Raw genomic sequence first — 14,604 nt, forward strand, 5'->3', positions numbered from 1 at the left:
CTTACTCCGTGCGGATGCGCGGATCGACAAGCCCGTAGGCGATATCGACCAGAAGGTTGATGCCGACGATCATCAGCGACAGCACGGTGATGACGGCCTGGAGCACAGGATAATCACGCGCACCGACGGCATCGAAGGCGAGCGTTCCGAGGCCCGGCCAGTTGAAGACGCGCTCGATAACGACGATGCCGCCGAGCAGCCCGCCGAATTGCAGGCCGAAATAGGTGATGAGCGGAATGGCACAGTTGCGCAGCGCATGTTTGTAGAGAACCTTGCTTTCACTCAGGCCCTTGGCGCGCGCCACCATGACATATTGCGAGCGCAGCGTATCGAGCATGGCGGTGCGCACAAGGCGGACATTGGTGGCCGTCAGGATGACACCCATGGTGACCGCGGGCATGATGTAGCTCGCAAAACCACCCATGCCGCTGGGCGGCAGCCAGCCGAGCGTGATGGAGAACAGGAGCACGAGCATCGTGGCCAGCCAGAAATTCGGGAAGGACAGACCGACGAGCGAGAAGATGCGGATCACCTGATCGGCCGTCTTGCCACGCGAGGTCGCCGCCTTGATGCCGAGCGGAATGGAAAGGGCAATTGACACCGCCATGGAGATGAAGGCGAGAAGCAGCGTTGCGGGCAGGGCATCGGCGATGAGGCGCGAGACCGGCGTGCTGCCGGTGAAGCTGCGGCCGAAATCCAGCGTCACGAGGCCCTTCAGGAAGCTGAAATATTGCACGAAGAACGGCTGGTCGGTGCCGAGCGCCGCACGGATGCGCGCCAGATCATCTTCCGTCATGCTGCCGCCGCCCTGGAACATGGTGACGGCGGGGTCACCCGTCAGGCGGATGGCGAAGGAAACGAGAAGGGTGATGGCGATGACGACAAAAATCGCCTGCAGCAATCGCTTGATGAGGAAACCGGCCACGTTTTTTACCTTGAAGAGAGACCCGGCCTTGCCCGCGTTGCGGCGGGCAAGGTGTGTTGATCAGAAAAACCAGCCTGATTATTCGACGGTGACGTCGGTCAGCTTCAGACGGTTATCCGGCGGTGCGACGAAACCCTTGACGCGCTTGTTGATGCCGTAAATGGCATTGGTGTTGTAAAGCGGGATTTCGAGCGCGCGCTCGGCGGTGTAGCTGCCGATCTCCTTGAGGATTTTTTCGCGCTCGGCACGGTCGGTCAGCGGACGCTGGGATTCGAGCAGCTTGTCCAGCTTTTCGTCCTTGTCATAGGGGTTCCACTTTTCACCCGAGTGGTACATGGAATAGGCGGTGTTGTCGTAATCAAAGGTCCAGCCGCCCCATTTCTGCTGGAACATCGCGCCGGTCTTGCCCTGCGGAATGATGTCGTTCAAGAGAACGTTGGTCTCATAGGGCTTGATGGTGGCGGTGATGCCGACCATGGACAGATAGCTGGAAATGACCTGCGCCACTTCGTTCATCGTCGCGTCATTACCGCGGATATCGATTTGCAGCGCCGCACCCGGCTTGACGCCGGCTTCCGCCAGAAGCTTCTTTGCCCCTGCCGGATCGTAGGGCAGCGGTTTCAGATCGGCGTCGTAGCCGAAGGACAGCGCACTCTGGAAGCTGGCGATTTCGGAAGCCTGGCCGGCGAGGATCGACTTGACGATCGTGCCGCGGTCGACCGCCATGATGATGGCCTTGCGCACCTTCGGATCGGCGGTAATGCCGTCACGGGTGTTGAAACGCAGCGCATCGACCGTCGGGCCGGCAACGCTGACGATCTGAAGCTTGGAATCGCCTTCAATGACCGGGATCATGCCGATCGGTATGGTCGGCGGAATGACGAGATCGACGCGGCCCGCCTGCAATTCGGCAACGGCGGTCGCCGGCTCGGAGATGAAGCGGTATTCCAGTTCGGAAAGCTTCGGCGCACCGCCCCAATAATCCGGGTTGGCTTCAAGCTTGATGTTGGTCTTCGGCGCATAGGATACGAATTTGAAAGCGCCGGTGCCGACCGGATTGAGGTTGAAGTTGTCCTCACCCTTTTCCTGGATATATTTCGGCGGCACGATCATGCCGCCATAACCGGCAAGCTTGGTGAGCAGAACCGGATCCGGCGCCTTCAGCTTCATGTCGACGGTATAATCGTCGATGACATCAACGCTTTCGATGGCGACATAGTTAGAGCGCTGCGGTCCCTTGGCACCCTGTTCGCCGAGGAGGCGCTCGAAGGTAAACTTGACGGCGGCGGCGTTGAAGGGCTCGCCGTTGTGGAACTTGACGTTCTGGCGCAGCTTGAAGCGGATGCGCTTGCCCTCATCCAGCTCTTCCCAGGATTCGGCAAGGCCGGGCACAACCTTCAGGTCCGGGCCGCGATAGGTCAGGCCATCGAAGATGTTGGTGGCGACAGCCGCCCATTGCACGAGGAAGGTATCGATCGGATCCCAGCTGCCCGGATCCTGCGGGCTGGAAATTGTCATCTTGCCGGCGGCAAGAGCCGGTGCGGCGGTGAAGGCCGTGGCGGCCATGGCAAGCGCGACGAACGTTGTCGTCATCCCCTTCTTTATCATTGTCATCTACCTGTTCCTCTTCAGATGGTTGCGGTTCTGGTTGTTATTCAGGCGCTCTTCGCGATGAAGTGGCCCGGATTGATTTCCTCATGGGCGAGAATGGCCGGCTCATCGCCGACACGGCGCACGGGATTGGGAATTTCGCCCTCGATCATCGCGATGCGGCGCTCTATGGTCGGATCGGCCACCGGCACGGCTGATAGCAGGCGGCGGGTGTAATCATGCGTCGGCGTTTCGAAGAGCTGCCGGCGGCTGCCCATTTCCATGATCTGGCCGAGATAAAGCACGGCGACGCGATGGCTCATCTTTTCCACGACAGCCATGTCATGGCTGATGAACAGGTAAGCCAGCCCGCGCTCGGCCTGCAAATCCATGAACAGATTGATGATCTGCGCCTGAATGGAGACATCGAGCGCCGAAAGCGCCTCGTCGGCAATGATGAGCTTTGGATCGGAAGCGAGCGCGCGGGCAATGCAGACGCGCTGGCGCTGACCGCCGGAAAACTCGTGCGGATACCGCGCGGCGTGCTCGGAGGAGAGGCCCACACGCTCCAACAATTCATCCACCCGCCGGCGTACCGCCTTCTGATCGTTGATCAAACCATGGGTGTTGATCGGCTCGGCAATCGAGAAACCAACAGTCTTGCGCGGATCGAGCGACGCGAAGGGGTCCTGGAAGATATATTGCACTTCCTGGCGCATGCGGAAGCGTTCCGCCGCCGACATCTGTGCAAAGCTGCGGCCGTTGAAGGTTATTTCGCCCGAGATGGCCGACTGCAACTGCTGGATGGTGCGGCCGATGGTGGATTTGCCCGACCCGGATTCGCCCACCAGCGCCAGCGTTTCGCCGGGATGAATATCGAAGCTGACCTTCTGCACGGCGCTAAGGCGGTGCGTTGCCTTGCCGAACAGGTTCTTGCGGATATCGAAGCGCACGAACAGGTCCTTGACCGAGAGCAGCGGCTTTTCACCAGATTTCACGGTGTTTTGGACACGTTCCTCTCCGATTACGATCGGCTGGCCATCCTGTAGGACGGTAAGCGGCAGGCGTTTCGGGTATTCTTCGCCTTCCATACTGCCGAGGCGCGGAACGGCGGAAAGCAGGGCGCGCGTGTAAGGGTGCTGTGGGTTGGCGAAGATATCCTTCACCGGCCCTTCCTCAACCTTCTTGCCCTTCCACATGACGACCACGTCATCGGCCATTTCCGCCACCACGCCCATGTCATGGGTGATGAAGACCATGCCCATGCCGAGCTTCTTTTGCAGGTCGCGCATGATGTTGAGGATTTGCGCCTGAATGGTCACGTCAAGAGCCGTCGTCGGCTCGTCTGCGATCAGCAGCTTCGGCCGGCAGGCGAGCGCCATGGCGATCATCACGCGCTGACGCATACCGCCGGAAAGCTGGTGCGGGTATCGCTTCAGAAGCTCGGCGGCATCGGGCAGGCGCACCATTTCAAGCAGCTTCTGTGCTTCTGCCATCGCTGCCTGCGTGCTCATCTTCTCATGCAGGACAAGCACTTCGCAGATCTGGTCGCCAATGGTGAACACAGGGTTGAGCGAGGTCATCGGCTCCTGGAAGATCATGGCGATCTCCTTGCCGCGGATCGAGCGCATCTCTTTCTGAGAGACCTTCAGCAAGTCCCTGCCTTCAAACATGATTTTGCCGGTGGGGTAGGTCGCGCCCATCATGTCCGCAAGGCGCATGGTGGAGAGCGACGTGACCGATTTTCCCGAACCGGATTCGCCGACGATCGCCACCGTGCGGCCGGGCTCGACGCGAAAGGAAATATCGTCCACGACGCGGCTGTTGCCAAATTCGACGCTCAGGCCTTCGACGGACAGCAGGGCGTTTGCGTTTGCGGCAGTCATGTCAGTGTCTCCGGCGTGGCTTGCGCCGGTGAGGGGGCGCGGTGGTCTGGAAAAAGAAAAGAGTGATGGTCAGGCGAGCTTCGCGCAACGCCGGACGGGAATGTCGAAAATGTCAGGTGAGATCGCATCTTCAGGGTGCTTTTTCACAGGGAGCCGCACGACAAGCGATACCCCGCATTAATAGCCGTAATGCCGCCGCAGCCGTGCCGGTCAAATCCATGGCAGCCACCCGAGGCGAAACGCCGGACGCCAATTCGACAATGCGCATGAAACCTTATTCTCCCCCGCCCTTGTTTTATGGAAAAAGCTAACAAAACAGAACAATCATGTCCATAGTGTTGAACAATTTTTGTGTACTGCTCTACAAATGCGCAAATGCACCGATTTTGAACGCGTGATCTTGCATAATGCTGCGCAAAGAGGCGCGTATTCCGCCTTGGTGTCACTAAAACGCTGAGAAGAATGAAGAGGAAAGGGAATGCCTAGCGTGAACAATAGTGCAGGCGCAGTTAGGCTCAGGGGCTTTCTACGGTGCTTGTCCAGGGATGATGTCGAACTGGTCCGGCGCCACCTTCCTGAACATCTTCGTCTGACGAGAGAGGAACCCGGCTGCATTTCCTTTGAGGTATCCGAGACAGACGATCCCCTGATCTGGCGGGTTGAGGAGCTTTTTGCTGATCGTGCCGCCTTTGATTTTCATCAGCGGCGGACGCGGGCGTCGGAGTGGTTTATGTCGACCTCTGCCATTCCACGCGATTACGAGATAACGACATTGGAATAAATGAGAACAGGCCGCAGCGGCATTCCTGCCCGCTGCGGCCTGTTCGGATTTCGCTGCCGAGACTTATTCCTTCGGCATGCCGACGGGCGGCGCAAGGCGTCGTTGCGCGGCGATGCGGAAGGGGGCGTTCATGGCGCCATAGCCGCCGTAGGCACCACGCCTTTCGACGATCTCGAAGAAGAAGCCTTCGCCGAAGGTGCGGCTGTAAATCTGGAAGTATTCACCATTGTCGTCGCGGTCATAAAGGATGCTCGCCGCTCTAAGCGCATCGGAAAATTCCGGTTCCAGACCGAAACGGGCCTCCAGATCGTCGTAATAATTGCGCGAGATCGGCAGGGCCTGAAAACCGCGCGCCTGCATCGTCTTGGCCGTCGCGAAAATATCGTTGGTGGCGAAGGCGATGTGCTGGATGCTGGTGCCGAAACCTTCAGCCAGGAATTTGCCGGCGAAGGTCTTGCGATTGTCGGCACCGTTCATGGTCAGGCGGAAATGCGGCGAGGGTGCGCTTTCAATCGCCTGGCTGCGCACCAGCCCGCCCGGATCGACCACATCGATCATCGGCGTGCGGCGGGAGGAGAACAGCGAGGTGTAAAACAGAAGCCAGGTCAGCATTTCATCATAATGCGTTGTTTGCGCGAGATGATCGATACGCGTCAGGCCGGCATCGCTGGCCGTCTTGTGCCCCTGTGTCGGCACGAATTCCGTGTCCCAGATAGAGGCGAGCGCCGGCGAAGCATCGAGGAAATAGATGACGCCGTTGCCCACGCCCTGAATGGCGGGAACGGCGACTTCGCCCGATTTGCGCGGTTCGGCAAAGGTCGGGGCCCCCAGCGCTTCTGCCCGCGCCAGTGCCGCCTTGGCATCATCGACCTTCAACCCGAAGGCATAGGCATTCGTGCCGTGGATCGAATAGGAGGCACCGGCGAAGCTGTCGCCATCGTCGCTGGTATTGATGACGATGCGGATGCCGCCCTGCGTATAGAGATCGACCGTGCGATTGCGGTGCTGCGCCGATTTCTCAAAGCCGAGCGTGGCAAGCAACGCTTCCAGATTGGCCTTTTCCTCCGGCGCCGTGGTGAATTCGACGAATTCGACGCCCTGCGTGTTCACCCGTTCCGGCATCGCTGGTACATCGATGCGGATATCGGGTTCGAGACGCCGGACCTGGTCCATGAGGTTGATCAGCGAGCGGTGACCATCTTCGGCAAGCAGCCGGGCCGAGCCGCCACGGAACTGGTCGTTGAAGATTTCGAGCGAAAGCGGCCCACTATAGCCGGTTGCCGCCACGGCGCGCATGAAATCCACGACAGGCAGATCGCCTTCTCCCGGCATGTTGCGGAAATGGCGGCTCCAGTAGAGCAGGTCCATGTCAATCAGCGGCGCATCGGCCAGCTGCACGATGAAGACCTTGTCGCCGGGAATGGAACGGATCGAATTGGGATCGATCTTGCGCGACAGCGTGTGGAAGCTGTCGAGGATGATGCCGACGTTGGCGTGGTCGGCACGGCGCACCACCTCCCAGGCATCACGGTGATCGCTGATATGGCGGCCCCAGGCCAGCGCCTCGTACCCGACGCGCACGCCATGTTTTGCAGCAAGCTCTCCCAGCTGATGGAAATCGGCGGCGGCCCGGTCGATACCGCCGAGCGAGACCGGTGAGACATTCGAGCAGATCAACATCAGATCGGTGCCGAGTTCGCCCATGATGTCGAATTTGCGTTGAGCGCGCTCGAAGGCGCGGGCACGGTGGGGTTCCGGCATGCCCTCGAAGTCGCGGAAGGGCTGGAAGAGGGTAATCTCAAGGCCGTGATCGGCGGCCAGCGCCTTCACCTCGCGCGGCGAAGCATCATAGGTCAGGAAATCGTTTTCAAAAATCTCAACGCCCGAAAAGCCTGCCTTGGCAATCGCCGCTAGTTTTTCGGGGAATTCGCCACTGATCGATACGGTTGCAATGGATGTGCGCATTGGCATGCCGTGTCCTGCTGTGTCATAGCTCGCCATATTGCCTTCCTTTTCAGCCTTATGTACTGATTGGTTAATAATAGGGGCGTGGGCGGGAACCGCAAGCCCAAGGGTGGATTGATCGACCATGACGAAAACCGCGACTTCCAAAGGCACAGCAGAGACCCGCCCGGCGAAACGGGACCCGGAGGGTGTGCGGCGCGATATTCTGTCCGTGGCGATGGAGGAATTTTCGCAAAACGGTCTGTCGGGAGCGCGGATCGACGAGATCGCCGCGCGCACGCGCACGTCCAAGCGCATGATCTATTATTACTTCACCGACAAGGAGAGCCTTTACCAGCATGTGCTGCAGGAGGCCTATTCCAAGATTCGTGGTGGTGAAAGCGATCTGCAACTGGACGATCTGGAGCCCGTGGCGGCACTCGACAAGCTCTGTCGGTTCACCTTCGATCACCACCGGCGTAATCCGGCTTTCATCCGCATGGTGATGATCGAGAATATCCATCACGGCCGGCACATGCAGTCGTCGGAAACGATCCGTCAGCTCAACCGCCCGGCCATCGATGCGCTGGAAAGCGTTCTCGTGCGGGGCCAGAAGAGCGGTGTATTCCGGCAGGGCGTCGATCCACTGGAGCTGCATTGGCAGATCAGCGCTCTGTCGTTTTTCAACGTTTCCAACGCCGCCACCTTCTCGTTTATCTTTGGCGACAGCCTGTTTACCGATGATGGCCAGGAGACCTTGTCGCGGCACGCCAGCGACATGGTGCTGCGTTATGTGCTGGCGCCCGCCCATCTCACGAAGATCGTGAAAGACGCGTGATAAGGTGGCTGAGAGCCACCTCGTATCCTTCGATACCCAACCCAGCGATCACGCCCTCTGCACGGGGCGAAATATAGGAGTGGTGCCGGAAGGCCTCGCGCTTGTGAACGTTCGAGATGTGAACCTCGATGACGGGAGCCTCGAAGGTATTCAAGGCATCGAGGATTGCCACAGACGTGTGTGTGAACGCGCCGGGATTGATGACGATGCCCGCTGACTTGCCGCGGGCTTCATGGATCCAGTCGATGATCTCATATTCCCGGTTGCTCTGGGCAAAAAACAGCGTGTGGCCGGCAGCGTCGGCGATGGCGCGGCAGTTTGCTTCGACGTCGGCAAGCGTTTCATAGCCATAGATTTCTGGCTGACGCTGGCCAAGCAGGTTGAGATTGGGACCGTTGAGGACCGTAAAGAGGCTCATGCTACGCCCTCCGCCATGCATAGTTCGGTGAAATGCGCCGTCATGCGCTCAGCGTCCGGCTCGCGTCCGCAGAACAGCCGGAAGGCGCCAACGGCCTGGAACACGGTCATGCCGCCGCCTGGCAAGGTGCGGCAACCCTTCTGTGCCGCGGTGGCCAAAAGCTCTGTCACGAGCGGCATGTAGACAATGTCGGCCACCCAATGCCGCTGTTCGATGAGATCAGCGGCAACAGGCATGCCGGGATGGGCGGGCATGCCCATCGGGGTTGCGTGGATCAGGCCATCTGCATAGGGCAGGGACGCAGCCGGGTCCGTCATCGCAAAGGCGCGGCCCTCACCAAAACGACCGTTTAGATCCTGCGCCAGGCGCTCAGCCCTTGCCATATCCCGATCAAAAATATCAAGACGGGCAATGTCGAGCTTCAACGCCGCGTGTGCGACGGCGACCCCGGCGCCGCCCGCGCCAACCAGCAGTGCCCGATCGCGCTTTGCATCCGGCAGGCCACGGACAAAGCTTTCGTGAAAGCCATACCAGTCCGTATTATGGCCGATCCGTCGCCCGTCTCGAAAGACCACCGTATTGACGGCTCCCAGCATCCGGGCGTCGTCCGACAGTTCATGCAGATGCGGGATGACCGCCTGCTTGAACGGATGGGTAATGTTTGTGCCGGCAAACCCGCGTGCTTCGAGCTCGGAAAGAAGCTCCGGAAGCGCCGTTTCCGGCGGTTTACGGGCGGTGACATCCACAAGCTCATAGCAATAATCGAGACCATGGGCCGCCCCCTCGCGCATATGCAGGGCAGGCGATTTCGATAACTGGATGTCGGCGCCTATCAGGCCGACCTTGAAGGATTTTTTTTCTGTCATGATCAGGTGTCGCTCATCGGACGGTGTGGGAGAGGCGGGACGGTACTCGCCCGCCTTAAGAGCGCGCGAAACTCAATGGTGGGCGAGAATTTCGCCGAGGAACGTGCGCGTGCGCTGGTGCTTGGGGTCGCGGAAAAATTCGTCCGGCGGACCTTCTTCGATGATCTCGCCTTCCGACATGAAGATCACTCTATCGGCAACCTGCCGGGCGAAACCCATTTCATGGGTCACGCAGATCATCGTCATGCCGTCACGGGCAAGACCGATCATGGTGTCGAGCACTTCCTTGACCATTTCCGGATCGAGCGCCGATGTCGGCTCATCAAACAGCATGGCCTTCGGTTCCATGCACAGCGCACGCGCGATCGCCGCACGCTGCTGCTGGCCACCGGACAGCTGGGCCGGGTATTTGTCTGCCTGATTGAGAATCCGTACGCGTTCGAGATACTTGCGTGCCGTCGCCTCTGCGTCGGCTTTCGAAACGCCCTTCACCCGCATCGGGGCAAGCGTACAGTTTTCCATGATGGTCTTGTGCGGGAAAAGATTAAAGCTCTGGAAGACCATCCCCACCTCGCGGCGCACCGCATCGATGGCGCGGCTCGAATCCGAGAGCGTTGTGCCCTCCACCGTGATCTTGCCTTCCTGGATTTCTTCCAGGTGATTGATGCAGCGGATGAGCGTTGATTTTCCTGAGCCGGACGGGCCGCAAAGCACGATCTTCTCGCCTTTGCGAACTGTCATGTTGACGTTCTTCAGCGCGTGGAAGGCTCCATACCACTTTCCAACCCCTTCGAGGGCGATCAGCGGAGCCTGTTCGGCGGATTGCGACATGGAGCTTTCCTTCATGCTAACCAGGAGTTTCAATTGACGGCACAGGGGGCGTCTTCTTCAGTGATTAAGGACTTTCGCCCGAAGGCGGCAGGATTGGCAGGAGGACTGCCAATCCGACGGCAAGTGCGGTGAGCGATGCCGTCTTGTGTCTGAAGATTCGCACCGGTTTCCCGATTTTCGATCTTTCAACCGCGGTGAAGCGTCACTTCACGGTAAACGGGATATCCGGCAGGCTTTCGGGGAATGCAGGCACTTCGCGCTTCATCCACTTGTCGTAGATCTTGGCGAGCTGGCCATCCGACTTGATCTTGTCGAGGAAGGCGTTGATGGTTTCATTCCAGTCCTTTTCACCCGGGCGGGTGCCGGCGCCATTGTAAAGCGTCGTCAGGTCGAACTTCGATTCGTATTTTCCATCAGCAGCCTTGTTCAGGCGGTCACCGTAGAACTGGTTGCCGCCGACGACTTCAACCTGGCCGGAAATCAGCGCCTGGATGTTTGCGGCGTCGTCGTCAAAACGCAGAATGTTGGCCTTGGAGCCTGCACCGGCGGTGATAGCCGTGTCCATGGCGCTCGACTTCGGAACGCCGACGGCAACGCCGGTCAGATCGTCGTAATCAGCAATCTTCTTGTCTTTGGGACCATAAACGGAGAGCACGTTACCGGCATAGGGCTTGGAATACTGGATGGTCTTGGCGCGTTCTGCGGTCATGCCCATGGTTGCGAAGAGGACATCGACCTTGCCGGTCAGCAGTGCCGGAATGCGGTTGGCGACAGCGAGCGGTACGAACTCAACCTTCACGCCAAGATAGTCGGCGAAAGCCTTGCCGATATCAGCATCGAGACCGTCCTGAACGCCGCTGGAATTGACGAAGCCCCACGGCGAATTGTCGCCCTGAATGCCGATGACGACCTTGCCCTTGGCCTTGGCCTCTTCCACGGTGCCGGCAAAGGCATCGACCGGCGCCACAAAGGGCAGGGCGACCGTTGCCGCGGCGAGTGCGAGCATCGCACGACGTGAGAATTTCATAGTGGTGGTTTTCATCTTTTGCTCCTCCTTACAAAGCTGATGAGATGATTTTTAATGATTAACGGGACGCGGCCTGCAGCCGCTTTTCGACACCGGCGCCCCACAGGGAAAGCGGCCAGCAGATCAGGAAATAGATGATGCCGACGATGGCAAAGACGGTAAGGGGACGGAACGTCTGGTTGGAGACGATCTGGCCCGCGCGGGAGAGCTCGACGAAGCCGACAATCGCGGCAAGCGAAGTGCCCTTGATCAGCTGCACCAGAAAACCAATGGTGGCCGGCAGTGAAATCTTGAAGGCCTGCGGCAGCACCACGTCTTTCATTCGAGACACATAATGTAGGCCGAGCGCGTTGGCCGCCTCCGTTTGACCCTTTGGAACCGCCTGGATGCCGCCGCGCCAGATTTCACCCAGAAACGCGCTGGCATGCAGGGTGAAGGCGATGGCCACCGCGATCCACGCATCCACATTGAGGCCGGCAAGCGCCACGCCGTAATAGACGACGAAGAGCTGCATCAGGAGCGGTGTGCCCTGGAACACGGCGATAAATGCGGCACTTGCCCGCTGGACTGCCGGCCTGTCGGCCACACGGGCAAGCGCCACGCAAAGACCGAAGATGCCGCCGCCGATGAAGCCGATGAGGGTCAGTGCGAGGGTCCATTTGAGACCCTGCATGAGGAAGAAGAGTTCGTTGGGGCCGATGGATGCCATTGTCTTCTCCTCACTTGACCGGATAGCTGAAGGATGTGCGTGAGATGAGCGCGAAAATGCCCATCATCAGCGAGGAAATGATCAGATAAAGTAGCGTGATCGAGAAATAGACTTCAAAGGACCGGAACGTATCCGCCTCGATTTTCTGAGCCACGGAGGTCAGTTCGTAAGCCGCGATCGAGGTGCAGACCGAGGTCGTCAGCGTCAGCATGATGAACTGGCTGGTGAGCGAGGGGTAAACCGCCCGCAGCGCTGGCTTTAAGATGATGTGACGGAAAATCTCGGCGCGATGAAGCCCCAGCGCAAGCCCTGCCTCCACCTGGCCCTTTGGAATGGAATCGACGCCACCGCGAATGATTTCAATCGCATAGGCGCCGCCGTTCAGAGCAAGCGCAATGATCGCCGTGGCCGTCGGGTTAAGTTTGACACCGATCTGCGGCAGGGCGAAGAAGATGAAGAAAATCTGCACCAGAAACGGCGTGTTGCGGATGACTTCGACAAAACCGATGACGAGCCCGCGCAGCAGCTTAAAGCGAGAACGGCGGGCAACGACGCCGAGAACGCCGATGACGGTGGCGAGCGACATGCCGGCAATAGCCAGCCCAATTGTCGCAAGGCAGGCCAAAAGCAGCTCGGGCAGACGCTCTATGACCGCCGAAAAATCGAGACTGTAAGACATTCTTCCTCCAACCCTTCCGGGCTTGGACAGGTAATTCTCCTGTCCGCACTGCTTCGACGATGTTTCGCGTCGGAGCCCTCCACCCGGTTCTGCTCATCCCGGAACTCTCATTCCTCGTCCGGGTACGGCCTTATTGATAATGTTTGTACCAGTTAGTTCATTTTAGTGTCAAGCCGTGCATGCGGTGAAAAAGCAGTCTTGGAACTGATTTTCGAGTGTTATTGAGCGGCAAATAAGCCGTTTATTATCAACAACTAAAGTAGCGATTTAATTTGCTCGTCGTCACTAGACCAGTCTGCGGCAGAGCAGCGCCTCGCCGTCTAGACTTCAACTGAAAGAGCTGGCTAAAGCAGTCCGGCTAGTCTTTGCTCGTCCCCAGCTGGTCTATCTGCGCCGCCAAGCGACCGGCTATCAACAGCGAAGCGCCGGTCGCCGTCACCATCTGCGGCAGCGACAGCCATTCCAGCATCCAGCCGGCGCCGGAGCGTTCCTGTTCATGCACGAGCGACTGGTGCAGTGCGGAGATTTGCACCGCGTTAAAGCGGGCGAGCGCCACCAGCGTCTCGGCATTGACGGGGTTTTGCTTGTGCGGCATGGCCGAAGAACCGCCTCCGCCGGAGAGACGGATCTCTGCGCCGAGTTCGGCCATCAGCGCAATATCCTGCCCGAACTTGCCAAGTGAGCCTGTCACAAGCGAGAGAATATTGCCGAATTCGGCGATGCCGTCGCGCTGGCTCTGCCATTGCTGTCTGTCGGCAAGGCCCAGCCCTTTTGCAAGATCGGCTCGCACCGCTGCGGCATTGTCACCGAGCTTTTCCAGTGTACCGGCGGCGCCGCCGAATTGCAGGGCAAAACCGCTCTGCGCGAAGGTTTCGAGCCTGAGGAGGTGGCGCTCAAGCGGCGCGATCCAGCTTGCCGCGCGCTCGGCCACCGTGATGCCGATGGCGGCCTGCATGCGGGTATAACCCGTCAAGGGGTTGTGGCCATCGCGGGAGGCCAGGTCGCCCAGGGTGTCAATGAGGTGGCCGAGCCGGGCGGCGATGATTTCGACCGCGACCTTCAGCCGGAGCATCAGGCTGGTATCGATGACATCCTGGCTGGTTGCGCCGAAATGCACCTTGTCCGCCGCCTTGCCGGCGACGGCTGCCCGCATCTGCCGCACGAGCTCAGGCACCACCACGCCGTCTTTCGCGACGCCATGACGAAGGGCGGTCATATCCGCGGCGAAGTCCGAAAGCCCCGAGACGATTGCCTCCGCCACATCCTCGGAGATGATGCCAGTCTCCGCTTGCGCCTGGGCCAGAGCCGTCTCGAAACGGACCATGGCGTCAATATCAGCCCTTGCCGAGAAAAGTTCGACGATTTCGCTATCGCCGAAAAGGCCCGACAGGAACGGATGCTCGAAGGGGGAAAGACTCATCGTCCGGTTCGCTTTCATTTGCGCATATCGTTGTCGCAAAACCGCTGCACACTTCTGCGCGATATGCGTCAGATATCGAAAAACACGGTCTCGCCCTCGCCCTGAAGGCGGATATCGAAACGATAGACGTTGCCTTCTTCTTTTTTAGCGACAAGCGTGGCGATGCGGCTTTTCTGCTCAATGCGGGCGAGAACGGGATCGGCGGCATTGGCCTCCTGTTCTTCCGGGAAATACATGCGGGTCTGCAGGCCGATATTGATGCCACGCGCGACGACCCAGAAGGTGATGTGCGGCGCCATCGGCCGGCCATCACGGAACGGCACCGAGCCGGGCTTAATAGTTTCGAAGACGAATTCGCCGCTATCCATGTCTCCGGGCGAGCGGCCCCAGCCGATGAAATTCGGGTCGGCCTTGCCGCGTGTTTCGCTCGGGCTGTTGTAATAACCGTCGGTATCCGCCTGCCAGATTTCGATCAGCGCGTCCTTCAATGCCATTCCGGCACCATCATAAACCGTGCCGCGCACGCTGATGCGCTCGCCGCGGGCCTTGTCGTTATAAAGCGGACCGGAACCGAGATCCTTTTCGAACACGCCTTCGATGCCGACGAAATTGGGTGTGCAGCCGATATGCACATAGGGGCCTGCGGTCTGCGAGGCGGTTTCCTTGAAATAGTTGAGCGGCTGTACCATC

14 protein-coding genes are annotated in these 14,604 nt (G+C 59.3%); 2 read left to right on the forward strand and 12 right to left on the reverse strand.

Annotation, left to right across the window (positions count from 1 at the left end; all coding sequences use genetic code 11):
- Nucleotide 1 precedes the first annotated feature (1 nt).
- The 3 genes from AT6N2_RS22200 to AT6N2_RS22210 all read right to left on the reverse strand — a co-directional run bounded on the left by AT6N2_RS22200 (nt 2) and on the right by AT6N2_RS22210 (nt 4,401).
- Complete coding sequence (locus AT6N2_RS22200; RefSeq protein WP_209091456.1) at nt 2–925, reverse strand: ABC transporter permease; 924 nt, start codon at nt 923–925, stop codon at nt 2–4.
- Nucleotides 926–1,003: 78 nt separating this feature from the next.
- Complete coding sequence (locus AT6N2_RS22205) at nt 1,004–2,539, reverse strand: ABC transporter substrate-binding protein (protein WP_209091458.1); 1,536 nt, start codon at nt 2,537–2,539, stop codon at nt 1,004–1,006.
- 41 nt (nt 2,540–2,580) lie between these two features.
- The gene (locus AT6N2_RS22210) at nt 2,581–4,401 is read right to left on the reverse strand and encodes an ABC transporter ATP-binding protein (protein ID WP_209091460.1); all 1,821 of its coding nucleotides are present in this window, start codon (nt 4,399–4,401) and stop codon (nt 2,581–2,583) included.
- Nucleotides 4,402–4,879: 478 nt separating this feature from the next.
- Between AT6N2_RS22210 and AT6N2_RS22215 the strand changes: the two genes are divergently transcribed.
- Nucleotides 4,880–5,182, forward strand: a complete 303-nt coding sequence (locus AT6N2_RS22215; protein ID WP_209091463.1) for a putative quinol monooxygenase — start codon at nt 4,880–4,882, stop codon at nt 5,180–5,182.
- 63 nt (nt 5,183–5,245) lie between these two features.
- Here AT6N2_RS22215 and AT6N2_RS22220 read toward each other — a convergent pair whose 3' ends face one another.
- On the reverse strand, nt 5,246–7,147 hold the full coding sequence (locus AT6N2_RS22220) for a bifunctional sugar phosphate isomerase/epimerase/4-hydroxyphenylpyruvate dioxygenase family protein (RefSeq protein ID WP_209091954.1): 1,902 nt from the start codon (nt 7,145–7,147) through the stop codon (nt 5,246–5,248).
- A gap of 124 nt (nt 7,148–7,271) precedes the next feature.
- On the opposite strand from AT6N2_RS22220, the gene AT6N2_RS22225 reads away from it, so the two are divergent.
- Entirely contained in the window at nt 7,272–7,964 is a 693-nt protein-coding gene (locus tag AT6N2_RS22225) for a TetR family transcriptional regulator (RefSeq protein ID WP_209091464.1), read from the forward strand.
- On the opposite strand, the gene aroQ is transcribed toward AT6N2_RS22225, so the two are convergent.
- The 8 genes from aroQ to pcaG all read right to left on the reverse strand — a co-directional run bounded on the left by aroQ (nt 7,939) and on the right by pcaG (nt 14,603).
- Nucleotides 7,939–8,382, reverse strand: coding sequence for a type II 3-dehydroquinate dehydratase (gene aroQ / locus AT6N2_RS22230; RefSeq protein WP_209091465.1), 444 nt, complete (start codon nt 8,380–8,382; stop codon nt 7,939–7,941). The genes AT6N2_RS22225 and aroQ overlap by 26 nt on opposite strands.
- Entirely contained in the window at nt 8,379–9,248 is an 870-nt protein-coding gene (locus AT6N2_RS22235; RefSeq protein WP_209091466.1) for a shikimate dehydrogenase, read from the reverse strand. The genes aroQ and AT6N2_RS22235 overlap by 4 nt, the downstream gene beginning before the upstream one ends.
- A 72-nt stretch (nt 9,249–9,320) precedes the next feature.
- On the reverse strand, nt 9,321–10,079 hold the full coding sequence (locus AT6N2_RS22240) for an amino acid ABC transporter ATP-binding protein (protein WP_063947049.1): 759 nt from the start codon (nt 10,077–10,079) through the stop codon (nt 9,321–9,323).
- A gap of 202 nt (nt 10,080–10,281) precedes the next feature.
- The gene (locus AT6N2_RS22245) at nt 10,282–11,121 is read right to left on the reverse strand and encodes a transporter substrate-binding domain-containing protein (RefSeq protein ID WP_209091467.1); all 840 of its coding nucleotides are present in this window, start codon (nt 11,119–11,121) and stop codon (nt 10,282–10,284) included.
- 43 nt (nt 11,122–11,164) lie between these two features.
- Complete coding sequence (locus AT6N2_RS22250) at nt 11,165–11,815, reverse strand: amino acid ABC transporter permease (protein WP_209091468.1); 651 nt, start codon at nt 11,813–11,815, stop codon at nt 11,165–11,167.
- A 10-nt stretch (nt 11,816–11,825) separates the two neighbouring features.
- Complete coding sequence (locus AT6N2_RS22255) at nt 11,826–12,494, reverse strand: amino acid ABC transporter permease (protein WP_209091469.1); 669 nt, start codon at nt 12,492–12,494, stop codon at nt 11,826–11,828.
- Nucleotides 12,495–12,852: 358 nt separating this feature from the next.
- Nucleotides 12,853–13,914 carry a 3-carboxy-cis,cis-muconate cycloisomerase gene (locus tag AT6N2_RS22260; RefSeq protein ID WP_209091956.1) on the reverse strand — a complete coding sequence of 354 codons (1,062 nt, stop codon included), beginning with the start codon at nt 13,912–13,914 and terminating at the stop codon, nt 12,853–12,855.
- Between the two features lie 68 nt (nt 13,915–13,982).
- Nucleotides 13,983–14,603: a protocatechuate 3,4-dioxygenase subunit alpha gene (pcaG, locus tag AT6N2_RS22265; protein ID WP_209091471.1), complete on the reverse strand. Its 621-nt coding sequence runs from the start codon at nt 14,601–14,603 to the stop codon at nt 13,983–13,985.
- Between the last annotated feature and the right edge of the window lies 1 nt (nt 14,604).

Source organism: Agrobacterium tumefaciens (genome assembly GCF_017726655.1).
In the GTDB taxonomy this organism is placed as follows: Bacteria; Pseudomonadota; Alphaproteobacteria; order Rhizobiales; family Rhizobiaceae; genus Agrobacterium; species Agrobacterium tumefaciens_B.

Bases quoted from the DNA above. Each gene is read 5' to 3' on its own strand.
- AT6N2_RS22205 (WP_209091458.1), bottom strand. From the start codon at position 2,539: ATGACAATGATAAAGAAGGGGATGACGACAACGTTCGTCGCGCTTGCC.
- AT6N2_RS22210 (WP_209091460.1), bottom strand. From the start codon at position 4,401: ATGACTGCCGCAAACGCAAACGCCCTGCTGTCCGTCGAAGGCCTGAGC.
- AT6N2_RS22215 (WP_209091463.1), top strand. From the start codon at position 4,880: ATGCCTAGCGTGAACAATAGTGCAGGCGCAGTTAGGCTCAGGGGCTTT.
- AT6N2_RS22220 (WP_209091954.1), bottom strand. From the start codon at position 7,147: ATGCGCACATCCATTGCAACCGTATCGATCAGTGGCGAATTCCCCGAA.
- AT6N2_RS22225 (WP_209091464.1), top strand. From the start codon at position 7,272: ATGACGAAAACCGCGACTTCCAAAGGCACAGCAGAGACCCGCCCGGCG.
- aroQ (WP_209091465.1), bottom strand. From the start codon at position 8,382: ATGAGCCTCTTTACGGTCCTCAACGGTCCCAATCTCAACCTGCTTGGC.
- AT6N2_RS22235 (WP_209091466.1), bottom strand. From the start codon at position 9,248: ATGACAGAAAAAAAATCCTTCAAGGTCGGCCTGATAGGCGCCGACATC.
- AT6N2_RS22240 (WP_063947049.1), bottom strand. From the start codon at position 10,079: ATGTCGCAATCCGCCGAACAGGCTCCGCTGATCGCCCTCGAAGGGGTT.
- AT6N2_RS22245 (WP_209091467.1), bottom strand. From the start codon at position 11,121: ATGAAAACCACCACTATGAAATTCTCACGTCGTGCGATGCTCGCACTC.
- AT6N2_RS22250 (WP_209091468.1), bottom strand. From the start codon at position 11,815: ATGGCATCCATCGGCCCCAACGAACTCTTCTTCCTCATGCAGGGTCTC.
- AT6N2_RS22255 (WP_209091469.1), bottom strand. From the start codon at position 12,494: ATGTCTTACAGTCTCGATTTTTCGGCGGTCATAGAGCGTCTGCCCGAG.
- AT6N2_RS22260 (WP_209091956.1), bottom strand. From the start codon at position 13,914: ATGAGTCTTTCCCCCTTCGAGCATCCGTTCCTGTCGGGCCTTTTCGGC.
- pcaG (WP_209091471.1), bottom strand. From the start codon at position 14,603: ATGGTACAGCCGCTCAACTATTTCAAGGAAACCGCCTCGCAGACCGCA.